This window comes from Corynebacterium sp. NML120713 (genome assembly GCF_001875735.1).
Taxonomy (GTDB): Bacteria; Actinomycetota; Actinomycetes; order Mycobacteriales; family Mycobacteriaceae; genus Corynebacterium; species Corynebacterium pseudogenitalium.
On sequence record NZ_MLCR01000022.1, the window covers coordinates 22,203 to 48,819 of the forward strand.

26 protein-coding genes and 1 tRNA gene are annotated in these 26,617 nt (G+C 62.6%); 10 read left to right on the forward strand and 17 right to left on the reverse strand.

The genetic code is table 11. The annotated features are described in order from the left end of the window. Window positions 1–67: 67 nt before the first annotated feature. On the reverse strand, window positions 68–760 hold the full coding sequence (locus BJP06_RS10250; protein ID WP_369822279.1) for an alpha/beta fold hydrolase: 693 nt from the start codon (window positions 758–760) through the stop codon (window positions 68–70). On the opposite strand from BJP06_RS10250, the gene BJP06_RS10255 reads away from it, so the two are divergent. Both BJP06_RS10255 and BJP06_RS10260 read left to right on the forward strand, forming a co-directional pair. Beyond that, window positions 726–1,943 (forward strand): alpha/beta hydrolase family protein, encoded by a 1,218-nt coding sequence (locus BJP06_RS10255; RefSeq protein ID WP_071573776.1) that lies wholly within the window; start codon window positions 726–728, stop codon window positions 1,941–1,943. The genes BJP06_RS10250 and BJP06_RS10255 overlap by 35 nt on opposite strands. Further along, window positions 1,940–4,360, forward strand: coding sequence for a bifunctional lysylphosphatidylglycerol flippase/synthetase MprF (locus BJP06_RS10260; protein WP_071573777.1), 2,421 nt, complete (start codon window positions 1,940–1,942; stop codon window positions 4,358–4,360). Before BJP06_RS10255 ends, BJP06_RS10260 begins: the two co-directional genes overlap by 4 nt. Before the next feature lie 78 nt (window positions 4,361–4,438). Here BJP06_RS10260 and BJP06_RS10265 read toward each other — a convergent pair. The 5 genes from BJP06_RS10265 to BJP06_RS10285 all read right to left on the reverse strand — a co-directional run bounded on the left by BJP06_RS10265 (window position 4,439) and on the right by BJP06_RS10285 (window position 6,934). Further along, a tRNA-Arg gene (locus BJP06_RS10265) sits at window positions 4,439–4,511 on the reverse strand. Window positions 4,512–4,591: 80 nt separating this feature from the next. Further along, entirely contained in the window at window positions 4,592–4,873 is a 282-nt protein-coding gene (locus BJP06_RS10270; RefSeq protein ID WP_070362845.1) for a mycoredoxin, read from the reverse strand. Next, a complete protein-coding gene (locus BJP06_RS10275; protein WP_071573778.1) occupies window positions 4,870–5,361 on the reverse strand; it encodes a dihydrofolate reductase in 492 nt (163 codons plus the stop codon). The genes BJP06_RS10270 and BJP06_RS10275 overlap by 4 nt, the downstream gene beginning before the upstream one ends. Further along, on the reverse strand, window positions 5,361–6,161 hold the full coding sequence (locus tag BJP06_RS10280) for a thymidylate synthase (protein ID WP_071573779.1): 801 nt from the start codon (window positions 6,159–6,161) through the stop codon (window positions 5,361–5,363). The genes BJP06_RS10275 and BJP06_RS10280 overlap by 1 nt, the downstream gene beginning before the upstream one ends. Continuing rightward, window positions 6,158–6,934 (reverse strand): 3'(2'),5'-bisphosphate nucleotidase CysQ, encoded by a 777-nt coding sequence (locus BJP06_RS10285; protein ID WP_070362842.1) that lies wholly within the window; start codon window positions 6,932–6,934, stop codon window positions 6,158–6,160. The genes BJP06_RS10280 and BJP06_RS10285 overlap by 4 nt, the downstream gene beginning before the upstream one ends. Window positions 6,935–7,011: 77 nt before the next feature. Between BJP06_RS10285 and BJP06_RS10290 the strand changes: the two genes are divergently transcribed. After that, complete coding sequence (locus BJP06_RS10290) at window positions 7,012–11,643, forward strand: ATP-dependent helicase (RefSeq protein WP_071573780.1); 4,632 nt, start codon at window positions 7,012–7,014, stop codon at window positions 11,641–11,643. Between the two features lie 14 nt (window positions 11,644–11,657). Here BJP06_RS10290 and BJP06_RS10295 read toward each other — a convergent pair whose 3' ends face one another. Both BJP06_RS10295 and BJP06_RS10300 read right to left on the reverse strand, forming a co-directional pair. Next, window positions 11,658–13,088, reverse strand: coding sequence for an HNH endonuclease signature motif containing protein (locus BJP06_RS10295; protein WP_071573781.1), 1,431 nt, complete (start codon window positions 13,086–13,088; stop codon window positions 11,658–11,660). Between the two features lie 75 nt (window positions 13,089–13,163). Beyond that, on the reverse strand, window positions 13,164–13,391 hold the full coding sequence (locus BJP06_RS10300; RefSeq protein WP_070362839.1) for a hypothetical protein: 228 nt from the start codon (window positions 13,389–13,391) through the stop codon (window positions 13,164–13,166). 10 nt (window positions 13,392–13,401) lie between these two features. Here BJP06_RS10300 and BJP06_RS10305 point away from each other — a divergent pair, with 10 nt between their 5' ends. Further along, window positions 13,402–14,229, forward strand: a complete 828-nt coding sequence (locus BJP06_RS10305; RefSeq protein ID WP_071573791.1) for a DNA-formamidopyrimidine glycosylase family protein — start codon at window positions 13,402–13,404, stop codon at window positions 14,227–14,229. On the opposite strand, the gene BJP06_RS10310 is transcribed toward BJP06_RS10305, so the two are convergent. The 3 genes from BJP06_RS10310 to BJP06_RS10320 form a co-directional block, all read right to left on the reverse strand. Then, entirely contained in the window at window positions 14,174–14,812 is a 639-nt protein-coding gene (locus BJP06_RS10310; RefSeq protein ID WP_143000848.1) for a DedA family protein, read from the reverse strand. The genes BJP06_RS10305 and BJP06_RS10310 overlap by 56 nt on opposite strands. Before the next feature lie 67 nt (window positions 14,813–14,879). Further along, window positions 14,880–16,520: a glucose-6-phosphate isomerase gene (pgi, locus tag BJP06_RS10315; protein WP_071573782.1), complete on the reverse strand. Its 1,641-nt coding sequence runs from the start codon at window positions 16,518–16,520 to the stop codon at window positions 14,880–14,882. Window positions 16,521–16,592: 72 nt separating this feature from the next. Beyond that, window positions 16,593–16,886, reverse strand: a complete 294-nt coding sequence (locus tag BJP06_RS10320) for a chorismate mutase (RefSeq protein ID WP_070362837.1) — start codon at window positions 16,884–16,886, stop codon at window positions 16,593–16,595. Window positions 16,887–16,947: 61 nt separating this feature from the next. Here BJP06_RS10320 and pcrA point away from each other — a divergent pair, with 61 nt between their 5' ends. Continuing rightward, window positions 16,948–19,278, forward strand: a complete 2,331-nt coding sequence (gene pcrA / locus BJP06_RS10325; RefSeq protein ID WP_071573783.1) for a DNA helicase PcrA — start codon at window positions 16,948–16,950, stop codon at window positions 19,276–19,278. Here the strand turns inward: pcrA and BJP06_RS10330 are convergent, their stop codons facing one another. Both BJP06_RS10330 and BJP06_RS10335 read right to left on the reverse strand, forming a co-directional pair. Further along, entirely contained in the window at window positions 19,279–19,968 is a 690-nt protein-coding gene (locus tag BJP06_RS10330; RefSeq protein ID WP_070976111.1) for a M23 family metallopeptidase, read from the reverse strand. It abuts the gene before it with no gap. Window positions 19,969–20,276: 308 nt separating this feature from the next. After that, window positions 20,277–20,993 carry a M23 family metallopeptidase gene (locus BJP06_RS10335; protein ID WP_071573784.1) on the reverse strand — a complete coding sequence of 239 codons (717 nt, stop codon included), beginning with the start codon at window positions 20,991–20,993 and terminating at the stop codon, window positions 20,277–20,279. 232 nt (window positions 20,994–21,225) lie between these two features. Between BJP06_RS10335 and BJP06_RS10340 the strand changes: the two genes are divergently transcribed. Genes BJP06_RS10340 through purH form a run of 3 tightly spaced genes read left to right on the forward strand, consistent with a single transcriptional unit; the run spans window position 21,226 to window position 24,623 of the window. Next, the gene (locus tag BJP06_RS10340; protein WP_143110622.1) at window positions 21,226–22,491 is read left to right on the forward strand and encodes a DUF6350 family protein; all 1,266 of its coding nucleotides are present in this window, start codon (window positions 21,226–21,228) and stop codon (window positions 22,489–22,491) included. 15 nt (window positions 22,492–22,506) lie between these two features. Next, a complete protein-coding gene (purN, locus tag BJP06_RS10345; RefSeq protein ID WP_070479243.1) occupies window positions 22,507–23,100 on the forward strand; it encodes a phosphoribosylglycinamide formyltransferase in 594 nt (197 codons plus the stop codon). Beyond that, entirely contained in the window at window positions 23,097–24,623 is a 1,527-nt protein-coding gene (purH, locus tag BJP06_RS10350) for a bifunctional phosphoribosylaminoimidazolecarboxamide formyltransferase/IMP cyclohydrolase (RefSeq protein ID WP_071573786.1), read from the forward strand. The genes purN and purH overlap by 4 nt, the downstream gene beginning before the upstream one ends. A 158-nt stretch (window positions 24,624–24,781) precedes the next feature. Here the strand turns inward: purH and rpsR are convergent, their stop codons facing one another. From rpsR to rpmB, 4 genes are read right to left on the reverse strand one after another with little or no spacing between them, the layout of a single operon-like run. Further along, window positions 24,782–25,033 carry a 30S ribosomal protein S18 gene (gene rpsR, locus BJP06_RS10355; protein ID WP_070362830.1) on the reverse strand — a complete coding sequence of 84 codons (252 nt, stop codon included), beginning with the start codon at window positions 25,031–25,033 and terminating at the stop codon, window positions 24,782–24,784. Window positions 25,034–25,045: 12 nt separating this feature from the next. Then, window positions 25,046–25,351: a 30S ribosomal protein S14 gene (gene rpsN / locus BJP06_RS10360; protein ID WP_070362829.1), complete on the reverse strand. Its 306-nt coding sequence runs from the start codon at window positions 25,349–25,351 to the stop codon at window positions 25,046–25,048. 3 nt (window positions 25,352–25,354) lie between these two features. Further along, window positions 25,355–25,519, reverse strand: coding sequence for a 50S ribosomal protein L33 (gene rpmG, locus BJP06_RS10365; RefSeq protein ID WP_070362828.1), 165 nt, complete (start codon window positions 25,517–25,519; stop codon window positions 25,355–25,357). Continuing rightward, window positions 25,519–25,755 carry a 50S ribosomal protein L28 gene (rpmB, locus tag BJP06_RS10370; RefSeq protein WP_070362827.1) on the reverse strand — a complete coding sequence of 79 codons (237 nt, stop codon included), beginning with the start codon at window positions 25,753–25,755 and terminating at the stop codon, window positions 25,519–25,521. Before rpmB ends, rpmG begins: the two co-directional genes overlap by 1 nt. 374 nt (window positions 25,756–26,129) lie before the next feature. Here rpmB and BJP06_RS10375 point away from each other — a divergent pair, with 374 nt between their 5' ends. Next, complete coding sequence (locus BJP06_RS10375) at window positions 26,130–26,402, forward strand: type B 50S ribosomal protein L31 (RefSeq protein ID WP_038589209.1); 273 nt, start codon at window positions 26,130–26,132, stop codon at window positions 26,400–26,402. Between the two features lie 19 nt (window positions 26,403–26,421). After that, window positions 26,422–26,595, forward strand: coding sequence for a 50S ribosomal protein L32 (gene rpmF / locus BJP06_RS10380; protein ID WP_070362826.1), 174 nt, complete (start codon window positions 26,422–26,424; stop codon window positions 26,593–26,595). Window positions 26,596–26,617: the final 22 nt, after the last annotated feature.

Here is a 26,617-nt window from a genome sequence, read left to right on the forward strand (position 1 = left end):
ATAATGATTGCAGGTGCGAGTGTAGGTGATTATTGGTGACGTATCAACAATGTAGGGTTGTTGCTGCTCAGCTGTGGTCGGAAGGGACTACCCTGAGCGCCGCCAGGATCTCATTCGTCCGCAAAGGGAGCGCCGCATGCGATACACCAGGTACCTCGATTACGTCTCCCCACCGTGACGACCACGCTGGAACAATGCGGTCAGCATCCGAAACGATAGAGACGATTTCGGTACCGGAAGGGGCCACTGGCTCCTCCCGGAAATGCTCTAATTCGACGAACGCGTCGCCAGCCACTACCCGAACGAGCCGGGGCGGAAACAGACGCGCAATGCCGTGCGTGCCACGCCACGAGGCTCCGAGGCCCACGATCGTGCCGCAGCGCGCGGCGATTTCGCTCAACTGAACCGCCCTCAGCCCGATCAGCGCGCCATACGAGTGCCCCACAACATCGACCTGCTGCGCAGCCAGGCTGTCGAGGAACGCCGCAATCTCTTGGGACGAGGCGTCGATACCTGCCGTTGCCCGATGGCCGTAGCCAGGCGCAATCAACCCAATCCCATGTTTTCCAGTTCGTGTGCAAGGCGGCGGAAGACAAAAGGGGAGGAGCCAGTGCCATGGAGAGCGACCACAACCCGGCCTGTTGTCTGGGAGTTCGCTGTTGAAGGGGAAGGAAGTATCCGTGGCACGTAGGAAAGCAACGCCATAGCGACTTAAACTACTCGCCGTGGATGCAATCCGTTCGATATCCGTGGTCAGCACAGGCGCGACCTGGGCAATTTACCTCTCCTTAGCTGCTTCCGTGGTTGTCGCGTTGTGGTACGGCCGTCAGCACCGGCGCATTGCACTCGCAATCGCGGCAGCGCTGCTCGCAGCGGCGTACCTGTTGCTCACGGTGTGGCCGAAGCCGTTCCCGGATGCAATTCCATGGCACATCTACGCCAGCTGTGCAGCTGCCGTGTTCGTGGTGGCGACCATCTTCTTGGCGCCGCGGTGGCGGTGGCGCCTCGCCCCGCTCGCAGTGATTCCTTTGATGCTGGCGTACCTTGCGGTCAACCTTGTTTATGAGCAGTACCCGACCCTCGGGTCCTTCTGCCCGGTCCCGGTCACCGTGTCCATGAATTTGGATCAGTTCCGCGAAACGACGACCGCCCCGACCCTCGACGGCAGGGAAGTGGGCGCCCTAGTGACCCTGCCTGCCCCACCGCTGCGCGATGCAATTGTGTACGTTCCGCCCGCCTACTGGCATGGCGAGCACCTACCGGTCCTCGTGCTGCTCGCGGGAAGCCCCGGCAGCCCAATCCGGTGGTTTGACGAAGGCGGGGCGCAACAGACGCTCGACGACTACCAAGTTGCACACGACGGCGTAGCCCCCATTGTCGTCAGCGCGGACGGCACAGGAACAACCACGGGGAATCCCGGGTGCGTGGACGGCCCGGATCTGCAAATCCAAACCTACCTGGCCCAGCAAATTCCACAGCTGGTCAAGGACAATTTCCGTGTGAAGGAAGACCAACGCACGTGGGCAATCGGTGGGTTAAGCTACGGCGGCACGTGCGCACTCCAAGTGATTACCAACGATCCCACGGCCTACGGGACGTTCCTCGACTATTCGGGTGAGGCGGAACCGAACCTAGGCGGGCACCAACGGACCGTCGACGTGCTGTTCGGCGGCGACGAGGCCGCGTTCCAATCCGTGAACCCGGAAACGCTCCTTCAGGAGGCAATCGGGACTGTGACCTACAAGGGAATCGCTGGCAGGTTTGCCGCCGGCAAGCGTGACCAAGAGGCTATGGCAGCGCTTCCGCACCAAAACGAGCTCGCGAAGAAAGCCGGAATGAGCACCACATTTCGCTCGCTGCCAGGTGGGCACAGCTTCGAAGTGTGGCGAGTGGCGTTGCGCCAAGACATTGACTTCGTTGCTCAACGCGGAGGAATTCAATGAAACACTTGATCAGCACCTGTTTGAGGAAAGTTCCAGTCACGCTCGGCCTCTTGAGTATTGCGTGGGCCACGTATTTAGCCTGCGTATTGTCGGGTGCGGCCCCGCGGGAGGCTTTCGGATTGCGCCTTCCCGTTGATCCCGACCTTTGGCACTGGGCCACCGCAGGGCTGACCGCAGGTAACCTCGTCGGGCTCATCCTGGCCACTGTCGCAGCGCTGCTATTCGCAGTTCCAGCCGAGGTGCGACTTGGCTCTGCTCGCTTCGCGGTTGTGGCGACGGCTTCCGAATTTGTAGCGCTGCCCATAGGTTTCATCGTTGGCAGCGCCGTTGAACGGGCAGGCTTTAACCTGTGGGGCCCAGACCTTGCCAACGAGACCTTTGTGTCTCCGGTCGCGTGGATCTTCGGGCCCGCCGCATTCGCCACTGCCTTCATGGGCGTGCTGTGGCGACGCCGCCTCCGCCTCGTGATGCTTGCGATGATGACGACCCTTGTACTCTACGACGGCTCGCTCTCAGCCGTCGTCGCACTGGTAGCCGTTGTCGCAGGTACCGTCGCTGGTGTTCTTTCCGTGGGCACAGGAACATTGCGGAGGATGTCGCTGCGTGAATCGCGGGTCCTCGTGGCTGCTCTGTTCCTCAGCGTCGCAGTCGGCCCACTCATCACCGCTATCAACCCCGCGGCGCAGGGGCCGTTCGCAGGAGTGAGCAAGCTGATGTGGGAGCCGACAGTCGCAGGGCATCTAGTAGCCCAGCGGTGCGCTGACGCTACATCCGTTGCCTGCGCGGAAGCGATGGCGGTAAACAGTCAGCATGGTCTCGGACCCTTGCTGATGAACGCCTTGCCTATCGTTTTGTCAGCCATCCTTGCGCTGGGGCTCGTGCATGGCAGGAAACTGGCATGGTGGGCAGCCGTCCTCGTCAGCGTTGGATCCATTGCGGTTATCTGCTGGCAAACAATCGGTGGGGGAGCAGACGGCTCTACCGCTGTGAATACAATACTGGTCGTTCTCCCGTGGCTGGTCACCATTGCAGTCCTCATTGCCACTGGCCGCCGGTTCACGGTTCCGTCCAACTGGTATCGTGGCGCTGCGATCATAGGAGGAGCGTGGTTAGCAACCGCAGCACTGTGGACCTGCGGAGCCTGGGTTGTGCGAGACGGCTTCCTCGGAGGGGCGTCGATAAGCGCGCTGCTTGCTGAGCTGCCGAACAGGTACCTCCCACCCGTGGTAGCTGTGCTGGCTCCAACGCATGCGTTCCCCATCAGCTCCGTGGCGTGGATCTTCTACGAATGGGTGGGAATCATATTCTGGATTACCGCGCTGATTGCACTGTTTAAGGTGCTGTCCGCGCCGCCGTCCGAAGCGCACGCGCAGGACCGCGAGCGGGCGCGGGAGATCTTGGTTCATGGGTCCGGTGACCACCTCGCGTGGATGGGGCTGTGGGACGGAAACCGCTACTTTTTCTGCGGGACGGACTTCGGCGACGGAGAAGGCGTCGTCGCGTACCGCGTCTCCTACAACGTCGCTGTCACGGTCGGAAGTCCCGTGCACTGCGGCACGATGACGGAAGAAGCCGTTGCCACTGCGTTTGAAGAGTTTGCCGCACGTCAAGGCTGGAGAGTCGCGTGGTACTCAGTGCCTGGCACCTTTGCTCGCCCCGACTTCCGACGCATCCACGTCGCCGAAGAATCCATGTTGTTGACGGACAACATCGAGTTCAAAGGCAAGAAGTTCCAGAACATCCGAACCGCGCGCAACCGTGCGGCGAAAGAAGGCGTGCGCGCCGTGTGGACGAGCTGGGCCGAAAGCCCAGTGGAAATGCGTGAGCGCATCGTCGCGCTCTCAGAACAATGGGTCGCAGATAAAGCACTTCCAGAAATGGGCTTCACCTTGGGAGGGCTCGACGAGCTCCGCGACCCGGACACCAAACTCCTCCTCGCAGTGGGCGACGACGGCAGCCTGCACGCAGTGACGAGCTGGCTGCCCGTCTACGAAGGCGGCGCCCTCGTCGGCTACACCCTTGACTTCATGCGCCGCGACGCGAACGGGTTCCGGCCAGCCATCGAATTCCTTCTCGCGGAAAGCGCCCGCATCGCTGCCGAGCAAGGACTTGGATGGGTCTCCCTCTCCGGAGCGCCGCTGGCTCGAACGGATGCGCCGGAATCACTCGTAGAAATCATCCTGGATAAGGCCGGTGCGACGATCGAGCCACTCTACGGCTTCCGCTCACTCGCTGCCTCGAAGCACAAATTCCACCCGACGCACCAAGGCTGGTACCTGCTGTACGAAGACGAAATGTCACTCGCTAATATCTCGCTAGCAGTCATTCACTGTTACCTGCCGGACATGAAGAAGTCGGACATGATGACCGTGGTCAAGGAGTTCCTGGGCCGGCCAAATCTTGCGCAAAGAGGGTAGATAAGTTAGTGCATTCGCGTTCTTTGCAGAAATGCGAAACCCCCGCAGCCTATTTGCGCAGGCCGCGGGGGTGTTTTGCGCCCCAGAGAGGATTCGAACCTCCGACACCGGCTTTAGGAGAGCCGTGCTCTATCCCCTGAGCTACTGGGGCAACTCGACTAACAGTACCGCAGGACAGAAGTGATGCCAAAGTCGCGGGCGCCCGCGACGGCATCGCTATTTGCCCGGGTGCTAGGCCTCTTCGCCGGTCAGTTCGCGCAGCTTCGCGCGAACAGCGGACGCGGCAGGGTTGGTCGCGTGCGTGCCGTCAGAATAGAGGACGGTGGGGACGACGCGGTTGCCGTCGTTGACGGACTCGACCCACGCGGCGGCGTCCTCGGCGCCTTCGGCTTCGACGTCAACGACGTCGTAAGGGGTTTCGGTACGGTCGAGGCGCTCGCGAAGCTTCTTGCAGAACGGGCACCAATCGGTTGCGAAGATGGTGACGTGGGAAGAGGTTTCGGGAGTGGTCATGATTTTGGGCCTAACCTTTCGAGGCGTTGGTGCTTGAAACGGGTGCCATTGGCGGAGGTATGCCACGGTCCATCAGAAACGATAGCGAAGTCATCGGTGACGCGGGGCGCGCGGACGGCGGACGCTCCGAGCTTGTCTGCGACGTGGACATCGACGATCGTGCGTTCAATGACGTCTACTTCGTCGATGGTTGCTTCGTAAATCTGGCCACCGCCGATGATCCAGGCGGACGTCTTCAAATCTGGGATGTCGCGGGACACGAAGGCGCCGTCGGACCACTCGCCGGGCTCGCGCGAGGACAACACATGGTTTGTCCTGCCCGGCAGCGGCTTGATGGGGAGGTGGTCCCAAGTCTTGCGCCCCATGATGATCGGGTGGCCCAGCGTGATCTCCTTGAAGTGGCGCAGGTCCTCAGGCAGGTGCCAGGGCATGCCCACGCCGTCGCCGATGATGCCGTCGATGCTTTCGGCCCAGATCGCGCCCAGCATTAGACGGACACCTGCGCTTTGATCGTCGGGTGCGGGTCGTAGCCGACGACTTCGATGTCGGAGAAGTCGTAGTCAAACAGCGACTCTGCCTTCCGCAGCTTGAGCTGCGGGTAGGGGCGAGGCTCGCGGGAGAGCTGCTCGCGCACCTGGTCGAAGTGATTGTTGTAAATGTGGCAGTCGCCGCCGGTCCAGATGAGTTCGCCGACCTCGAGACCTGCCTGCTGTGCAAACATGTGCGCGAGCAGCGCGTAGGAGGCGATGTTAAACGGCACGCCCAGGAACATGTCGGCGGAGCGCTGGTACACCTGCAGGCTCAGCTTGCCGTCAGCTACATACAGCTGGAACAGCAGGTGACACGGCAGCAGCGCCATGTGCTCGAGCTCGGAGACGTTCCACGCGGACACCAGGTTGCGGCGCGAATTGGGGTCGTCCCTCAACAGCTCGAGCGCGCGCGAAATCTGGTCCACGTGCTGCCCATCGGGGGTGGGCCAGGAACGCCACTGCACGCCGTAGACCGGGCCGAGCTCGCCATTTTCGTCGGCCCACTCGTTCCAGATGCGCACGCCGTGTTCCTGCAGCCAGGTCACGTTGGAGTCGCCGCGGAGGAACCACAGCAGCTCGCCCACGACGCCCTTGAAGTACACCTTCTTGGTGGTCAGCAGGGGGAAAGACTCGGAAAGGTCGTAGCGCAGCTGGCGGCCGAAGACGCTTCGCGTGCCGGTGCCGGTGCGGTCGCCCTTATCGGTGCCGTTTTCCAGGACGTCGCGCAGGAGGTCTTCGTACGGAGTCACCAGGCTCACTTCGCGACGACCCCTTCGAAGGAGCCGTGCTCGTCGTAGTACTTCGCGCAGGCTTCCAGGATGTCGTCGGCAAGCTCCGGACGGCAGATGAGCAGGTCCGGGATGTAGGTGTCCTTGTTGTTGTACTTCAGCGGCGAGCCGTCGAGGCGCGAGCAGTGCAGGCCCGCAGCCATGGACACACCAACTGGTGCTGCCTGGTCCCACTCGTACTGGCCGCCGGCGTGTACGTAGGCGTCGAAGTCGCCGAGCAGGACGTGCATTGCCTTCGCGCCTGCGGAGCCGACCGGGCTGGTCTCGAAGCCGAGGGCGTCAGCGACGAACGGAGCGATCGCCGGCGGGCGGTTGCGCGACATAGCGATCTTCTTTGCGAACGGCCCCGAGACGTGGCGCACGTCGGAAGACTTGAAGACGACGCCAAGGTCCGGCAGACCTACCGCCGCGTGGGTCGGGACGCCGTCTTCGACGAGCGCGATGTGCACGGCCCAGTCCTGGCGGCCGGTTGCGAACTCCTTGGTGCCGTCGAGTGGGTCAACGATCCAGACGCGGTTGTTGCTGAGACGGGAGTGGTCGTCGGCTGCCTCTTCGGACAGAAATGCATCGCCCGGGCGGTGCTGCTCAAGCACGCGCGCGATCCAGTTCTGTGCCAGGTCGTCGCCGGCTTCTCCAAGTTCACGTCCGCGGAGAAGGCCAACACCGCGAATACCCTTGAGGATTTCGCCGGTGCCTTGCGCAATCAAGTTTGTCAGCCGAGAGTCTGAATACTGAGCAGTCATGGCTTCGACTTTAGCGCGAAACCAGCCAAAGGAACCATTTCTTTTCGCCTGCCTGCAGTATCTGTATTCTGGCGGGCATGGCCAAAGGAATCCTCGAACGCTTCAAACCGCAGGTGGCGACCTGGTTTGAAGAAGTATTCGAGGCGCCAACGCCGGTGCAGGAGCAGGCGTGGGCCGCGATTTCCGACGGCGGCAACGCCCTGGTGGTAGCGCCTACCGGTTCTGGTAAGACGTTAGCGGCCTTTTTGTGGTCGTTGAATTCGCTCGTGGAGCGCGACGGGCAACAGGCCCTGCCAATCGATGGGGCGAACGCCAGCAGCCACGGCGGCGTGCGCACCTTATATATCTCGCCGCTGAAGGCCCTTGGTGTGGACGTCGAAAATAACCTGCGGGCCCCGCTCGGCGGGATTGGGCGCGTGGCGCAGCGCATGGGGATAGACATGCCGGACGTGTCGGTGGCGGTGCGCTCGGGCGACACCCCGCAAGCGGAGCGGTCCCGCCAGGTGCGCAAGCCGCCGGACATCCTGATCACCACGCCTGAGTCGCTGTATTTGATGCTGACGTCGAAGGCCGCGGGCATCCTGCGGACCGTGGACACCGTAATCGTGGACGAGATTCACGCGCTCGCGGGCACGAAGCGCGGCGTGCACCTGGCACTGTCGCTGGAGCGGCTCGGCCGCCTCGCGGGGGACTTTCAGCGCATCGGGTTGTCTGCGACGGTGCGCCCGCTGGAGGCCGTGGCGGACTTCCTCGGGCCTCGTACGACGATCATCCAGCCGCCGGGGGAGAAGCGCTGGGACCTCGCGGTGCGGGTGCCAGTTGCTGATATGAGTGACCTGCCGGTGCCGGAGGAGGCGTCGACAATTGGGGATGCCATCGTCGACGACGCCCTGGACTTCGGCGGGGAGACCGCGGCGCTGATGCCACCGGCGCCGAAGTCGATTTGGCCGCACATCGCGGAATCGGTGTACCGGGAGGTCATGGCGCACCGCTCGACGATCGTGTTCGTGAACTCGCGACGCACAGCGGAGCGGCTCACCAGCCAGCTCAACGAGCTGTGGGCCAAGGAGCACGACCCCGAAGCGCTCAGCCCCGCTACTCGACGCCCCCCTGCACAGCTGGGCAAAGGGGTCGACCTCGCGGGGGAGGCGGCGCCCGTGATCGCGCGGGCGCACCACGGCAGCGTGTCCAAAGATGAGCGGGCCACGACGGAAACGATGCTGAAAGAGGGCACGCTCAAAGCGGTCGTGTCGACGTCCTCGCTGGAACTCGGCATCGATATGGGGGCGGTGGAGCTGGTGATCCAGGTGGAGTCGCCGCCGTCGGTCGCCTCCGGGCTGCAGCGCGTCGGGCGCGCCGGGCACACGGTGGGCGCGATCTCGCACGGCTCGTTCTATCCGAAGCACCGCTCCGACCTGGTGCAAACGGCCGTGACCGTGCCGCGGATGCGCGACGGGCTCATCGAGGAGCTGCGCACGCCACGCTCCCCGCTGGACGTGCTCGCCCAACAGACGGTGGCCGCGGTAGCAGTTGAGGACCTCGAGCTTGATGACTGGTACGAGACCGTCACCCGCGCCTGGCCCTACCGCAACCTCGACCGGGATGTATTCAACGCCGTCATCGACCTGGTCACCGGCGTGTACCCCTCGACTGACTTCGCGGAGCTCAAGCCGCGCGCCTGGCTCGACGGCACCGTGCTCAAGGCGTTGCAGGGCGCGCAGCGCGTCGCGGTCACCAACGCCGGCACCATCCCGGACCGTGGCATGTTCGGCGTGTTCCTCGTCGGCTCCGAGGCCGAAGGCGGGGCGCCGCGCCGCGTCGGTGAGCTCGACGAGGAAATGGTCTACGAGTCCCGCGTCGGCGACGTGTTCACGCTCGGGGCGACGAGCTGGCGCATCGAAAACATCACGCGCGACCAAGTACAGGTCTCTCCCGCGCCGGGGCATACCGGCAGGCTGCCGTTTTGGTCGGGGGAGGGCGTCGGGCGCCCGTACGAACTCGGCAAGGCGCTCGGCGCGTTCAGGAGGGAGGTGCGCGGCGGAGCGGGCGTCGATAATTCGCTTGATGCGTACGCGCGCGACAATCTGCGGGCCTACCTCGAGGAGCAAGAGGAGGCCACCGGCGTGCTGCCGGACGAGACGACGCTTGTGCTCGAGCGCTTCACCGACGAGCTCGGGGACTGGCGCGTCGTGCTGCACACGCCGTTCGGCAAGGGTGTGAACGCCGCGTGGGCGCTGGCCGCCGGGTGGCGGATCGCGCAGGAGACCGGGATGGATGCCCAGGCCGTGGCCGGCGACGACGGCATTGTGCTGCGCCTGCCGCAAGGCGACCACGAACCCTCCGGGGCCCTGTTCCAATTCGACGCCGACGAGATCACCGACATCGTCACCGAGCAGGTGGGAAACTCCGCTCTGTTCGCCTCCCGGTTCCGCGAGTGCGCCGCCCGCGCCCTGCTGCTGCCGCGCCGCAACCCCGGCAAGCGCGCGCCCCTGTGGCAGCAGCGCCAGCGCGCCGAGCAGTTGTTGGATGTGGCCCGGAATTACCCGTCGTTTCCGATCATCCTGGAAACGGTGCGCGAGTGCCTCCAGGACGTCTACGACCTGCCTGCCCTGCAAGAAGTCATCCGTGACCTGCAGACGCGCCGGGTCCGCATCGCGGAGGTGACCACGCAGCAGCCGAGCCCGTTCGCCTCCTCGCTGCTGTTCAACTACACGGGCGCGTTCATGTACGAGGGTGACACTCCGCTCGCGGAGAAGCGGGCGGCGGCACTCGCGCTGGACCCGTCGCTGCTAGCCAAACTGTTGGGCACCGTGGAGCTGCGCGAGCTGTTGGACGCGGAGGTGATCGCTGAGGTGGACGCGTCGCTGCGCCGGGTCGGCCGCGCCGAAACGCCGGAACAGTTCGCCGACACCCTGCGCCTGACCGGCCCGGTGCCTGTGGACGAGCTCGCGGTGTACACCTCGGTGCCGCTCGCGGGGGTGGAGGCGTCGCTCGGGCCGCGCGTGATGCGGGTGCGCATCGGCGGCAGGGAACACGTTGCGCAGGCGCTCGACGCGCCACTGCTGCGCGATGGCCTCGGCGTGCCGGTGCCACCTGGGGTGGCAGCGCAGGTGGCCACCATTCCCGATGCGCTCGCCCAGCTCGTGCGTCGCTGGGTGCGCACCCGCGGCCCTTTCACGCTGCGCGCGCTTGCCGACGCCTTCGGGCTCGCGCTCGGCGCTGCCTACGCGGTGCTCCAACCGCTTGTCGACGCCAACTCCGTCATCGAGGGGCGCTTCCGCCAAGGCGTTGACGACCAGGAATACGTCGCGCACGAGGTCCTGCGCGTGATCCGCTCCCGCTCCTTGGCGGTCGCGCGGGCGCAGGCCCGGCCGGTGTCTTCGTCGGCGTACGGGCGTTTCCTGCCAGCGTGGAGTAACGTCGCCGCGGCGGGAACGGTGCCTCCCTTACGCGGCGCCGACGGGGTGTACTCCGTCATCGAGCAGCTCGCGGGCGTGCGGCTGCCGGCCTCTGCGTGGGAGTCCCACATCTTGCCGTCGCGGGTGGGGGACTACTCGCCGATCATGTTGGATGAGCTGACTGCCTCCGGCGAGGTCATCATTGTGGGCGCCGGGTCGGCGGGGGCGAACGATCCGTGGATCATGCTGCTGCCGAGCGACTACGCCGCGCAGCTCATGCCGCAGGTCGACCCGCCGTTGCTGTCGCTCACGCAGCAGCACATCATGGACACGCTCGCAGCAGGTGGCGGCTACCTGTTCAGCGACCTGCTCACGCCAGCGACGACTTCTGAGGAGCTACGAGAATCCATGTGGGACCTCGTCGAGGCCGGCCACGTTTCACCGGATTCCTTCGCGCCGCTGCGCGCACGCCTTGCGGGTGGTAAGGCCGCGTACCGCGCGAAGCGGCGGCCGTCCCGTTCCCGCATCCGTTCCGGGAGGACCTCGTTTACGCAAACCGCCCCGCCAGACATGGTGGGACGCTGGGCCGCCACCCCGCAGCCCGACACCGACCCGACCCGGCGCTCGCTCGCGCTTGGGGAGGCGTGGCTAGACCGGTACGGGGTGGTGACGAAGGGCGCCGTCGTCGCCGAAAACGTCATCGGAGGCTTCGCGCTGGCGTACAAGGTGCTCTCCGGGTTCGAGGACTCCGGCAAGGCGCTGCGCGGCTACCTCATCGAGGGGCTTGGCGCGGCGCAGTTCTCCACTCCTGCGACGATTGATCGGCTGCGTGGCCAGCAGGACAGCGACGACGTCGCCGGTTGGCCCTCTGGAGCGCGTGAACCAAAGGTGTACGTGCTCGCCGCGACCGACCCGGCCAACCCCTACGGGGCCGCGCTGCCGTGGCCCGCGACCGGGCCGACCAGATCGGCAGGCGCGATGGTGGTGCTGGTGGACGGGCTGTTGGCGGCCCACGTCACCCGTGGTGGCAAGAAGCTCACTACCTTCTTCGAGACCTTCCCGGAAGGCATCGAAGATCCGCTACCACTTGTTATCGACGCACTATCGGATGCCGTCGCCGCCGGGAGGATGCGCCCGCTCAACGTCGAAACCGTCAACGGCGAGCCCGCGTTCCGGCTCCGCGATCTTGGCGTGGCGGTGACGCACAAGGGCGTAAGAATCGGAGGCAAGCAGGCCGCGCCCCCGAAGCGGCGCGGGCGCAGCATGACGGAGGCCCTAGGGGATCTGGACGGGCTCTCCTTCGACGATTAGTGTTTCGGCTGGGTTTAGGGTCGCAGTATCACGCGAGGCACCGGCCGGTGAGTAGTCCCCGGTGGCCCTGCCCGCATCGCCCGTTTGTTCCGGATCCGATTCACCGCCGAGTGCATGGCGGGGTCCGAGGTGTTGGTGTGGCGGGTGCCGTCGGCCTTGACCAACAACGCGGTGCCGGTGGTGGAGTCGTAGTCCATGTAGCCCTTGTTGAAGGAGCCGTCCCGGTGGTCGTTGTTGCACCGGTGGTGGGTGGGGCACAGGCCGGTGAGGTTGGTGATGTCGGTTCCGCCGTGGCGCAGCCAGGAAATGATGTGGTGGGCTTCGCACTCGCTCATTGCGGTGGTGCAGCCGGCCCAGGAGCACACGCCCTGGATAGCAAACATGGCGATGCGTTGCCCAACAGAGGCGAGCCGCTTGGACCTGCCCAGATGCAGCGGCACGCCGGTGAGTCCGTCGACGGTGAGCAGGAAGTCAGACGTGCCATCCAAACCGAGGCGCACGAGTTCGAAGGCGTCCAGCTCCACGCCGACGTTGGTTTGGAACAGTGTGGTGGCGTCGGCGTCGGCGAGGTCGTCGAGAGTCACTGAGACCACCACGGAGGCTGCGCCACCGTGAGTGGCCTGCTCGCCGTGCTCGTATTGGCGCATGATGGCCATGAACTGGTCGTAGCGGCGCTGGCCACGGGTGCGGGGGTCGCGGTCCTGCTGGTGTTCGGGCGGGATGTTGGAGTGTGGCGCAAGCCCCTTGTCAGTCAGCGCCTTGTAGAGCGCGTAATCGCCTGCTGTCATGTTCAGGCGCACGTAATAGGTGCCATCGGAGTTTTCCTTGCCGAGCGTGGCCTCGCGCTTCTCAAAGCCCGCGTTGGGGTTCTTCTTCGCGTGTGGCCGGTTCGCCTTATCCACGAGGCGCTTGACCGTGAGGCGAAGGTCCTGCTCGTCTCGGGTCTTCGCTTCCTCCATGGCGTGGGCGTAGATGCTCATGTGCTCGCCCTCGGCGGCCTTGAGCAGCCTGTCGGTTTCACGTCGGATGATGTCCTGTTTGGCCGCGGGAACCGCGTCGGCGTGGCGGCGAGCATGCTCTTGGTCTTTGCGACGGCGCTCCGCCTCCTCCACATCGAGCAGGCCGCCACGGTCCGGCTCCGTCACCGGAGCGAACATCGCTTTGGCGCGCGCGAGCCGGTTATATGCCTCACCCTTGGAGATGCCCAACTTCTCCATGAGGTAGGTATCCGGGTAGTTGGCGCCGACGAGTTTGCCGGCGTCGGCGATAGCGCAGACCTGCGCGAAGGCGGCATCGATGTAGGCCTTCTTGTCCATCGCGTGTTCGAGGCGTGCGATGTCTTCGGCGATGGCGGAAAGGCGGAGGGAGGAGGGGTCGTCGAAAAGCGTGCGCAGCTGATCCAGGCCGTTAATGACCTGGTCAACGAGCTTGGTCACGTCGTTCATGTCCCCTCCTTCAAGTAGCTAAGGGCGACTATACAGACGTGTCAGACATGAAAAAATGAGATTCGAACAAAGATTCTAAAGCAGTTGCTTGACCAGGTGTGCTGCCGCGGCCAGGCCGATGCGCGGGTTCGCCACGCGCACGTCTTTCACGGCGCGAACAAACTCGGCTTCGGGGTCGGTGCCGGTCTCTGCCAGCACACCCCGCGCCCACTCGGTGGCGGCATCCATGTCGGGGAAGAACCCGACGAGCGACTCCTCTGGCGTGGGGCCGTAGTTGAAAAGGTTTTGTAAGAAGCGGAACATGGATACCACTATGCCTGAAGGGGATTCCGTCTATCAGCTGTCAAATCGCCTGCAGTGGATGCAACACCGTGAGGTCACTGCCACGAGCATCCGCGTGCCGCGCTTCGCCACCGTCGATTTCACCGGCATGACCTGCGAGCGCGTCTGGCCCTACGGCAAGCACCTCTTCATGGAGTTTTCCCGCGAAGGCCACGAATCACAAGTGCTACACACGCACCTAAAAATGGAAGGCACATGGGCGATCCATCGTGCGGGCACCCGCTGGCGCAAGCCCGGCCACACCGCCCGGGTGGTGCTGCGCCTCGCGGACGCGCCGAAGCCTGATATCGAGCTCGTCGGGCATTCGTTAGGCCTCGTTGAGGTGTTCCCCGCGCGCGACTACCCGCAGCGGATGGGCTACCTGGGCCCGGACATGCTGGTACGCGACTTCGACCAGGAAGAGGTCGTGCGTAGGATCAGCGAGCACCCGCACCTCGAGATGGGGCGCGCGCTGCTCAACCAGCGTTTCGTCGCGGGCATCGGCAATGAGTACCGCGCAGAAATTCACTTCATCGCTGGTACGCATCCGGCACGCAAGGTGGGGGAGGTGGACGTCGAAAAGCATGTGGCGATCGCGCGGCGCCTCATGTGGGCAAACAAAGACTCCCCGGTGCGAGTGACCACGGGGATCAAACGCGCCGGGGAGACCAGCTACGTATTTGGAAGGAACAACAAGCCGTGTCGGCGGTGCGGCACGCTCATCGAGAAAGGATTCCTCGGGGGAGCGGGCGACTTAGAACGAGTTATTTGGTGGTGCCCTCAGTGCCAGCCGCCTTCTCCTTCATGGAGCGGCGAATGAAGTACGCCAGGAAGCCGAGCATGATCAGGATCAGCAGGACGTAGACCACGGTCGAGTACGTATCCACGTAATGGGAGACCGTCTCCCAGCTTTCGCCGAGGTACATGCCGAGCGTGATCAGGATTGCGTTCCAGATTGCGGAGCCGAGCCCGGTCCACAGGGCGAACATCGCGAGGTTCATGCGGTCCAGGCCTGCAGGAATCGAGATGAGGGAGCGCACCCCCGGAATCAGGCGGCCGAAGAAGACCGAGGATCGGCCGTGCTTATCAAACCACTCGAGGGACTTATCGACGTCCGACGCCTTCACCAACCACATCCAGTCAGCGATCGCGCGCAGGCGCTCGGCGCCCAGCCAGGCACCGAGGCCGTAAAGGAAAAACGCGCCCGCGACGGACCCCATCACCGACCAGATGAACACCGCCAGGTAGCTCAGCGAGCCCTGCGCGACCGTGAAGCCGGCCAGCGGCAGCACTACCTCGGAGGGGATCGGTGGGAAGACGTTCTCCAAGAAAATCGCTATCCCGACGCCGGGGGCGCCGAGAAGCTCCATCAGGTTGACGATCCAGTCGATGATGGCTTGCACGTTCACTCCTTAGTTGTAGGTAAAACAACTGCCTATCTTGCCCTACTAAGGAGTGATGCACCAAGCGCTAGCGACGGTTTTCGCGGTACCAGCCAATCAGTGCGTCGGTGGAGGCATCGCCGGTTGCTGGGGTTTCCTCGCCCGCGACGGCCTTGGCCAGGTCGTTTGCCTGCTGCTTGCCGAGCTCGACGCCCCACTGGTCAAACGAGTTGATGTCCCAAATCACACCCTCGGTGAACACGATGTGCTCGTAGAGAGCGATGAGCGCGCCGAGCGTGAACGGGGTCAGCTCCTCGGCCAGGATGGTCGTCGTTGGACGGTTGCCTGGCATGACCTTGTGCGGGGCCAGCGTGGCGTCGACACCCTCGGCCTCGATGGCGGCCTGGTCCTTGCCGAACGCGAGCACCTTCGTCTGTGCGAAGAAGTTGCCCATCAGCAGGTCGTGCATGGAGCCTTCGCCGGTCATGGTCGGGAAGTCTTCCTTCGGGGTGGCGAAGCCGATGAAGTCCGCCGGCACGAGCGAGGTGCCTTGGTGCAGCAGCTGGAAGAACGCGTGCTGGCCGTTCGTGCCTGGCTCGCCCCAGAAAATCTCGCCGGTGTTGTAGGTCACCGCGGTGCCGTCGTGGCGCACGGACTTGCCGTTGGACTCCATGGTCAGCTGCTGCAGGTAGGCAGGGAAGCGAGAAAGGTCCTCGGAGTACGGCAGGACGGCGTGCGTCTCGGCGTTGTAGAAGTTGCGGTACCAGACGTTGAGCAGGCCCATCAGCACCGGCACGTTCTGGGAGAACTCGGTGGTGCGGAAGTGCTCATCCATGGCGTGGAAGCCCTCGAGCATGCGCATGAAGTCCATCGGTCCGATGACGGCCATCAGGCTCAGGCCAATCGCGGAGTCCATGGAGTAGCGGCCGCCGACCCAGTTCCAGAACGGGAACATGTTCGCGGTATCGATGCCGAACTCGGCGACCTTTTCCGCGTTCGTAGACACTGCGACGAAGTGCTTCGCCACAGCGGAGGCGTCGCCGTCGAACTGCTCGATGAGCCAGCGCTTCGCCACGTGTGCGTTGGTTAGGGTCTCCTGGGTGGTGAACGTCTTCGATGCGATGACGAACAGCGTCTCTTCAGGGTTGCAACGGTCGAGGACTGCGGCGATGTCCGCCGGGTCGACGTTGGAGACGAACTCTGCGGTAATGCCCGCGGTTGCGTAGGCGCGCAGTGCCTTGGTTGCCATCGCAGGTCCCAGGTCCGAACCACCAATACCAATGTTGACGATCTTCTTAATGGTGTGTCCGGTGTGGCCCAGCCATTCGCCGGAGCGAAGCGCCGATGCGAAGTCACGCATCCGGCCCAGCACCTCATGCACGTCCGCCGCTACGTCTTGGCCGTCGACCTCAAGGTTGGCCTCTACCGGAAGGCGCAGCGCCGTGTGCAGCACCGCGCGGTCCTCGGTGTCGTTGATGTGCTCGCCCGCGAACATCGCGTCGATCTTGGTGCGAAGCTGTGCGGTTTCTGCGAGGGAGACGAGCGCATCGACGACGTCGGCGTCGATAAGCTGCTTGGAAAGGTCAACGTGCAGCCCTGCTGCGTCGAAGGTGAGCTTCTTCGCGCGGTCTGCGTCGCGGTCGAAGAGCTCGCGCAGGGTCGTATCAGCCTTGGAGGCGTGGAGCTTCTCCAAGTTAGACCAGGCTGGCGTGGCGGTGATATCGGACATAGTTCCTCCTTGAAACGGATGGTTGTCTGCCTTGATATGGTACTACGAAAGTTGGGGAGTGCGTTGTTGGGGCTAGCCCAGCTTTCCGCGTCCCAGGCGCAGCAAGATATTTGCCAGCGCCGGGCCTTCCTCCCCAAGCTCATCGCGGAATTGGTTAATGATCGCGACCTCGCGGGTGTGCACAAGCTTTGTGCCGCCTGACCCCATCCGCGTCTTGCCGATCGCCTTCGACACCTTGGTGCGACGCTTAATCGCGTCCAAAATCACACGGTCGAGGCGGTCAATCTCTTTGCGGTACTGCTGGATCTCCGCATCGGAGAGCGGATCGTCCGTCCCGGACGGCATGCGGATTTCGAAGTCACTCATGGTTGCTCATTATGCCACTGCTCCAGCGGTTGTGTCCGGGGTGTGAGTTAGGGTGTGTGACATGAATGATCTGACGCTAGGACTCAACCCCCAACAGGAAGCCGCCGTGCGCCACAGCGGCTCGCCTCTTCTGATTGTCGCGGGCGCTGGGTCCGGCAAAACCGCAGTGCTGACCAGGCGCATCGCATTCCTACTGCAGGAGCGAGGCGTCGCGCCCTGGCAGGTCCTGGCGATTACATTTACAAACAAGGCTGCCGCGGAGATGAAAGAGCGCGTCGCTGCGCTGATCGGGCCGCAGACCGAGCGGATGTGGGTGGCAACCTTTCACTCGATCTGCGTGCGGATCCTTCGCCAGCAGGCCCAACTCGTCCCCGGGCTGAACACGAACTTCAGTATCTATGATGCCGACGATTCCCGCCGGCTGCTCTCGATGATTGCTAAAGAGAACAATCTCGACCTGAAGAAGTTTTCACCCCGGGTGCTCGCGAACGCGATCTCGAACCTCAAGAACGAGCTCATCGACGAGCAGCAGGCGGCCGATGACGCGCAGCGCACCCACAACCCATTCGACTCCACTGTTGCCAAGGTGTTTGCTGAGTACCAGCGCCGCCTGCGCTCGGCAAACGCTGTCGACTTCGACGACCTCATCGGGGAGGTCGTGCGGATTTTTAAGGAGCACCCGCAGGTTGCGGATTATTATCGACGCCGCTTCCGCCACGTACTCGTGGACGAGTACCAGGACACGAACCATGCGCAGTACGAACTCATCCACACCCTGGTGGGCAAGGGGCCTGAGGCTTCTGAGCTTGCCGTAGTTGGCGACTCCGACCAGTCGATTTACGCGTTCCGTGGCGCGACGATCCGCAACATCGAGGAGTTTGAGCGCGACTACCCCGACGCAACCACCATCGTGCTGGAGCAGAACTACCGCTCGACGCAAACCATCTTGGACGCTGCCAACGCGGTGATTTCCCAGAACACCGGGCGGCGCCCGAAGAAGCTGTGGACGGACCACGGCACCGGCGACCAGATCGTCGGCTACGTCGCGGACAACGAGCACGACGAGGCTCGGTTTATCGCTGGCGAGATCGACCGGCTCACAGACAGTGGAGTGCCCTACTCCGACATCGCGATCATGTACCGCACCAACAACGCTTCGCGTGCGTTGGAAGACATCTTCATTCGCACCGGGATCCCGTACAAGGTGGTAGGCGGCACGCGCTTCTATGAGCGCAAAGAGGTTCGCGATATCGTGGCCTACCTCAAGGCGCTAGAAAACCCGGACGATACGGTCAGCCTGCGCAGGATTATTAACGAGCCAAAGCGTGCCATCGGGGACAAGGCGCAGTCCACGGTGGCGCTGTACGCGCAGACCTACTCGGTGAGCTTCGGCCAAGCGTTGCGGGTGGCGGCCGACGGCGGCATTGACGCACTGGGTACGCGCGCGAAGAATGCCATCAATGGTTTTGTCACCATGATGGATGAATTGCGCGAGGAAATGGCAGCGGACCAGCGAGAAGAGGCTGGCAACACTGACCTCGGGGAGCTGGTCTCCACGATTCTGGACGTCACCGGGTACAAAGCGCAGTTGGAGCAGTCGAACGACCCGCAGGATGCCACGCGCTTGGACAACCTGAATGAGTTGGTGTCGGTCGCGCGCGAGTATTCCTCGGAGTCTGCACTGCAGCTGGCGTACCTCAGCGACGAGGAAATTTCGGAGATCTTCGACGAGGGCGAACCGCTGCCAGGAACCCTGCAAGCCTTCCTGGAGAAGGTGGCGCTCGTCGCTGACGCGGATCAGCTTCCTGAGAACGATCAGGGCGTAGTCACGTTGATGACGCTGCACACCGCAAAGGGTCTTGAGTTCCCCGTCGTGTTTGTGACCGGGTGGGAAGACGGGCAGTTCCCGCACCTGCGCGCCTTGGGGGATCCGGCGGAGCTCGCCGAAGAGCGTCGCCTGGCGTATGTCGGCATCACCCGTGCGCGCAAGCGCCTTTACCTGACGCGCGCGATGGTGCGGTCCTCATGGGGGAGCCCGGTGACAAACCCGGCGAGCCGATTCCTTGGGGAGATTCCGCAGGAACTCATCGATTGGAAGCGTGAGGAGCCCACGTATTCTTCGGGCTCTTCGCACTCACCGTGGTCCACTGGTGGCCGGAGCCGTAGCAACGGATTTGGGCGGTCGCAGTCGCGCGGCGGTAGCAGCAGGACCAAGGTGAACAAGGACCTGCAGCTAGCGGTCGGGGACCGGGTCAACCATGCAAAGTACGGCCTGGGTACCGTACTGGCCGTTGATGGCGCGGGAGTGCGAGAAACCGTGACGATTGACTTTGGTTCCTCCGGGACAGTCCGCCTGATGCTGATCGGCGGAGTCCCGATGGAAAAGCTCTAGCTACTGGATGCGGATACCGGCCTGCGCGAACCACGGCACGGGGTCTACTGGTGTCACGCCATCTGGGTGGATCTCGAAGTGGAGGTGCGGCCCGGTGGAGAAGCCTTCGTTGCCGATCTGCGCGATCTGCTGGCCGGCCGTCACGCGTTGGCCGACGCTGACGTTGTAGACCGCCATGTGGCCGTAAACGGAGACCTCGCCGCCGTCGTGCTTGATTACGACCCAGTTGCCGAAGCCCTGGGCCGGACCGGCGTTGATGACGGTGCCATCCATCACGGCGTAGATCGGGGAGCCGAGGTTGTTCGCGATGTCGATTCCCTGGTGGACTGTGCCCCAGCGTGGGCCGAACCCGGACGTAAACGTCCCCGTTGCCGGGGTGACGACCGTGCGGCCATCGGCGGTGCGGCCACGCTGGTAGCGGACGCCACCGTTCGCACCTTCCTGCTGGAAGGAGAGACCGAGGTTTTCCTGAATGACGCGCGGGTCGTACACGAGTGAGTAGTCTCCGACGCGCAGGGTTGCACCGCTATCCAGAATCGTGTCTGCTGCTTGCGCAACGGCCTTCACGGCCTGATTGTGGTCAATCGGAGCGCCGTTCAGCGTGAGACCTACAGCGTTCGCAGGGGAAGCGGTGAGAGTGAGCATGGACGCAGTCGCGACGGCAAGTGCCGAAAGTACTGTGCGATTCATACGGAGAAGCAACCTTTTCTAAAAAATCCGGGTGGCCACGCTGCAGCCACATACAGCGAAAAAACTTAGTCACCTCCCGTGGGCTTAGCAATGCGTAACTGCAGGTAGGGAGGGAAAAGTATGTTCGAATGCTTCTAGAATAACCGCAAACTCGCTGGCTGGGCGCCCGTGACGAATGTGACAGATGGGAACAATGGTGCCAATGTGGTTTATGGCGGGGGTAGGTGACGGTACCCCCCGGCTGGTGTGTCGAAAAAGAAAAACCGTCGCAACTCATGTACGAGTCACGACGGTTTGAAGCCTTGGGGTTAGAGCTGAATACCTCGCTCTGCGAGCCACGTCGCCGGGTCAACAGGGGTGTTGCCGTCGGGATGAATCTCGAAGTGTAGGTGGGAACCTGTCGAGAAGCCCTGGCTACCCATACCTGCGATGAGTTCTCCGGCGTGCACAACCTGGCCAACGGTTGCGTAGAGGGAATCCATGTGGCCGTATACGGAGACAGAGCCATCCTCGTGTCGGATGCGGATCCAATTACCGTAGCCCTGTGCCGGGCCGGAGTCGATGACGGTGCCGTCCATGACGGCCAGGATTGGGGTGCCATTCACGTTGGCGATGTCGACGCCAGAGTGGAAAGAGCCCCAGCGTGGGCCGAAACCGGAGGTGAACACACCCTCAGCTGGCTTCACAACCAGCGGTGCGCGAGCGGCTTCATCGGCGCGTGCGACCTCCTCGGAATGTGCGACTGCCTTCACGAGCTGATCCGCAAGGTTTTCAACCGGCTTGTATTCCGCGATAGCGAGGATCTGTGGCGCAGCCTCATCGGTCAGTGCCGTGAGCTGGTCGGTGTCTGCGGCGAGGGTGTAGCTGTCAGCTTGCTGGGTGCCATCGCCCTGAAGCGCAGCTGCGGCAGCGCCAGAGAGTCCGGCGGTGGAGACGGCGCCAGTGGCAACGGCAACCATTGCGACGCGACCCTTGTTAGGGGACTGCTTGCGGTGCTTGCCAGCTGATTTCGTTGAGTGGAGCATGGACCCTCTTTAGACTTCCCGTTGGTTACAGAACTGTAACGTTTGTAACCTTCCTGTTATCTACGAGAGGTAACTGTAATGAATCGAATGCGCTAAGGCAAGCTATAACCTGAGTATTTCTTAATCGTTTTCTTTGCGTATTACGTTACATCGCCTAAAACGCCAGGCAGTGAGTGGAATGCGGTAGTGTCGAACGGCAGAAAACGGTCAACCAATGGCAATATAAGGCGCAATGTCGAAGAAAACAAGACCTCAATCATCACCGGTGGACCGCTCCTCGCGGGGCAGCGGTCGCGGTTTCCTGAGTAATGCACGGCGCGGTGCGAAGTGGGCGTCGAAAAGAAAGCCTGATGCCGACACCGTTCCGCCGGAGGAGCGCACCTGGAAGACGCGTATTCGGACGTACCTCCCTTATATAGGTATCCCGACGCTCGATGTCATCCTTGGCATCGTTGCAGTCTGCGCCGCGACGCTCCTGATTGGTGGATGGAAGACTGCGTACCTGCCCGCCGCAATCGGGCAAACATGGTTTGCCCTTCACGGCGTATCCTTCACGATCGACGGGGTGTACTTGTCTCAGGTGCCGCTGCTTCCAGCCATTGGGATCGTGGCCCTCATGGCGTGGCGAGTACGTGCCGCAACTGCGAAGCAGGTCAGCATCTTGGATCTCGCGGTGATCGCTGGGCTGGTGATTGTGCTGCCGCTACTCGCAAGCGCGATGGCGCTGTTCATGGTGTCTGACGCCTCCGCAGTCTTCGCGATAGAGCCACCACCCGCATGGCAAGCGCTAGTGCTACCGCCTTGTATCCATCTCATCGGCTTCCTCTTTGGCATTCGGCATGTGCTCTGGCAGGCCCTCGCCACCACGGTCCGTGTGCCGGTGGTGGCCGTCGATACGGCCCGCGCTGCGAGCCTGCTTCTCCTCTTTCTATGCGCGGGGTGCGGACTTGTGCTGCTCCTCGTGCTCGCCGCGCGCTACCAGAGCATTGGCGAAGCCTACGCGGCATACCCCAACTCCGGGTGGGGGAGCGCCATCATGCTGATGCTCCTGAGCATCTTGTACCTTCCGAATGCTGTCCTGGGCACGCTCGCAGTGCTTCTCGGCGGATCCTTCCACGTCGGCAGTGGGGAAGTGTCGCTTTTCGACGTCCTCTCCGTCCCCCTGCCCCCGTTCCCTCTCTTTGCGGCAATCCCTGCGACAGTCGCGCCGTGGGCAGCCGTCCTCCTCGCCGTGCCCGTGACCATCCTGTGCGCGTTCTTCGTGCGGCGGACGTCAACGATGGTAGAAGTCGCCGCCATTGGCTCGTGGAGTGCAGCGATGTTCGCCGTCTGTCTCCTACTCGCGCGTGGGCACGCGGGGGCGTACGGCGTCGTTGGCGCTGACCTAGCTTCCGCAGTGCTTTTCCTCTTTATATGGACCGTCGGCGTGGGCGGATTGGTGTGGCTTGTGCGCTTTGTGCGAACTTTCTTGAACCGCTCACACGCGGAAGAAGAATGACTACACTGATGAACCGTGAGTGCTGATAAAGCTTTATCTGTGGCCGTCCTTGTTTCTGGTACTGGAACGCTCTTGCGGGCGATTATGGACTACCAGGACGCCCACCCTTGTGCATACCGTGTTGACCTAGTTGTTGCGGACCAAGTGTGTCCGGCAATCGAGAGGGCGAAGAACGCAGGCATCCCGACTGCAATCGTAGAAATGGAAAAGGACCGCGACGCGTGGAATGCCCACCTTGCGGAAACCGTCTCTAGTTGCAGCCCGGACCTTGTTGTTTCCGCAGGGTTTATGCGCATTTTGGGGCGCCCATTCTTGGATGTCTACGAAGGTAAAACAATTAACACTCACCCTTCGCTCTTGCCTGCTTTCCCAGGAGCGCACGCGGTGCGCGACGCCCTCGCTTACGGCGTCAAGGTCACCGGCTGCACCGTCCACTTTGTCGACGACGGGATGGACACAGGCCGCATCATTGCGCAGCGCCCCGTGCTGGTGCAGCCAGGGGATACGGAGTCCTCGCTGCACGAACGGATTAAGCAAGAAGAGCGCCGTCAGGTTACTGAGCTACTAGCTACTGCTTCGATACATGAAGGAAAGGTCACTTTCGAATGAACAACGCACGCACACCTATTCGTCGAGCGCTCGTGAGCGTGTACGACAAGACCGATCTTGAGCCGCTTGCAAAGGCGCTCCACTCGGCCGGTGTGGAAATTGTCTCTACTGGTTCGACTGCTAAAAAGATCGCCGCAAGCGGTGTGCCCGTCACCGAAGTATCGGAAGTCACCGGATTTCCAGAGGTACTTGAAGGCCGCGTGAAGACGCTGCATCCACACGTGCACGCAGGCATCCTGGCAGACCTCCGCAAGGACAGCCACAAGCAACAGCTCGAGGAACTCGGAGTTGCACCGTTCGAGCTCGTTGTGGTCAACCTGTACCCATTCGAGGAAACGGTTGCGTCCGGCGCGGAGTTCGATGAATGCGTCGAGCAGATCGACATCGGCGGTCCTTCCATGGTCCGCGCAGCAGCGAAGAACCACCCATCAGTGGCGATCCTGACCTCCCCGGACCAGTACCAGCTGGCGCAAGAAGCAGTTGAGCAGGGTGGATTCACCCTCGAGCAGCGCCGCGAACTGGCGGCTGCGGCGTTCGCGCACACCGCAGAGTACGACGCCGCCGTTGCAGACTGGTTTGCGGAGCAGCTCGGCGACGACGAGGACGGTGCGCTGCGCTACGGTGAGAACCCGCACCAGGCGGCAAGCGTCATCAACGAGGGCTGGGGCCTTGCCGACGCCACTCAGTACGGCGGCAAGGAAATGAGCTACAACAACTACCAGGATGCCGACGCCGCGTGGCGCGCAGCCTGGGACCACGAAGAACCGTGCGTCGCAATCATCAAGCACGCCAACCCGTGTGGCGTCGCAATATCTGAGGTATCCATCGCTGACGCGCACCGAAAGGCGCACGCCTGCGATCCTGTATCTGCGTACGGCGGCGTCATTGCAACGAACCGCGAGGTCACGCTCGAGCTTGCCGAGCAGGTCAAGCCAATCTTTACCGAGGTCATCATCGCGCCTTCCTACGCGCCGGATGCGCTCGAGCTGCTGCAGACCAAGAAGAACCTTCGCATCCTCGAAGTGGAGCCAGGCCAAGACACCGAAGAGATCAAGCAGATTTCCGGCGGCTTCCTTCTCCAGGAGCGCGACGCGTTCCAGGCCGAGGGCGATAACCCAGAAAACTGGAAGCTAGTGGCAGGCGAAGCCGTCGACGACGCAACCATGTCGGACCTCGTGTTCGCGTGGCGTGCAGTACGCTGCGTGAAGTCGAACGCAATCCTCGTTGCGCACGACGGCGCTACCGTCGGCATCGGCATGGGGCAGGTCAACCGCGTCGATTCGGCGAAGCTGGCCGTCGACCGCGCTAACTCGCTCGACGAGGGCCGCAACCGTACCAACGGTGCCGTCGCCGCCTCCGACGCGTTCTTCCCATTCGCAGATGGATTCCAGATCCTCGCGGACGCCGGAGTGCGTGCCGTCGTGCAGCCTGGTGGTTCCATCCGCGACGAGGAAGTCATTAAGGCCGCAGAAGACGCTGGCGTCGCAATGTACGTGACCGGTACGCGCCACTTTGCGCACTAGTATCGCCTAACCCGAGACATACTGAAGGCCCCCACGGTCGTGGGGGCCTTTTGTCGTGCCGCGTGTTTGCTTCAACAGGGCATGAAAAAACTCCCGCGCCTGGAGACCAGGGGCGGGAGTTCGTCGAAAGACTCTACGCTGTTATCGTCAACCGAACTTTAGCGGCTGGTGAACGGCAGAAGAGCCATCTCGCGTGCGTTCTTCACCGCAGTAGCAACTTCACGCTGCTGCTGTGGGGAAAGACCGGTAACACGGCGGGAACGGATCTTGTGACGATCAGAGATGAACAGACGAAGGGTGTCGAGGTCCTTGTAGTCGACCTTCTCGATGCCCTTGGCCTTCAACGGGTTCTTCTTCGGGCGGCGGGACTGCTCCATGCGCGCCTTGCGATGGTTATTATTGCGCTTCATTGGTCATCCTCCTTACCACGAAGACTTACGGACGCCAGGCAGCTCACCGCGGTGAGCCATCTCGCGCATACGGACACGGGAAATACCGAACTTACGGAGGTAACCACGTGGGCGACCATCGCGGGAGTCGCGGTTGCGCACGCGAACAGGGGAGGCGTCGCGAGGCTGGCGGTTCAGCTCAAACTGAGCGTCCAGACGGTCCTCGTCAGAGGTCTCCGGGTTGCGGATGATTGCCTTCAGCTCGTTACGACGCTCAGCGTAGCGAGCGACGATCTCCTTGCGCTTTTCGTTCTTGGCGATCTTGGACTTTTTAGCCATAACTTATCGCTCCTCGCGGAATTCGACGTGCTTGCGAACAACCGGATCGTACTTCTTTAGGGAGATGCGATCTGGGTTGTTGCGCTTGTTCTTACGGGTTACATAGGTGAAACCTGTGCCCGCAGTGCTCTTCAGCTTGATGATCGGGCGAATATCGTTGCGTGCCATTAGATCTTCTCACCTCGTGCACGGATCTTAGCTACGACGGACTCAATTCCGTCGCGGTCGATGACCTTCAGACCCTTCGTGGAAACGGTCAGAGTGATGGTACGGCCCTCGGAGGGCAGGTAGAACCGGCGCTTCTGTACGTTGGGGTTCCAACGACGCGAGTGGCGGCGGTGCGAGTGGGAGACGGTCTTGCCGAACTGTGGCTTCCGTCCCGTGACCTGGCAATGTGCCGACATGGGTTGACTTCTTTCTCTTCTGCCGCCCACGCACTGATCACTGAAAAGTTAGATACGGAAATGCGGAGTGAGGGTCCGCGACAAAGTATCTGAGTAATCGGTTGACGTAGGCGTATACGTGTACTTCGACAACAGCGAGAGTCAACAATACACGTCCAGCAAGGAAATGCATAATTCTATTTCGCACACCTACCGGTTGTTTGTCGGTGGCGTTGGTGGAACTTGATTATGTAAAACCGGATTCACCCTGTAATATGTGCAAAGTTGTCCAGTGAACAGCTGGGCGGACATGAATCATTCGCACCCAACTCAGGCACGATCCCCAAGCGGGGAACCGACCTGAAGTATCAATCCTGAGGGAGACGAACTCACATATGAAAAAGGATATCCATCCGGATTACCACCCGGTAATCTTCCAGGACGCGAACACGGGCCACAAGTTCCTGACGCGCTCCACCAAGACCTCCGACCGCACCGATACCTGGGAAGACGGCAACGAGTACCCGCTCATCGTCGTTGATGTGACCGCTGAGTCCCACCCGTTCTGGACCGGCGCACAGCGTCTCATGGACACCGCTGGCCGCGTTGAGAAGTTCAACCAGCGCTTCGGCGGTATGGCTCGCCGCAAGAAGAAGACCGCAAAATAGGGCGTAAGGAGAAACAACAATGGCAACCCCTAAGTTTAAGAAGTCCCGCGCGAACACCCGTATGCGTCGTTCGCAGTGGAAGGCTGACAATGCGCCGCTGATCACCGCGAAGGTTGACGGCCAGGAAGTACGTATCCCACGTCGCCTGCTCAAGGCTGCACAGGCTGGCTTGATTGACGTCGAGCAGTTCTAAAAGCGCCTTACTATAACCGTTC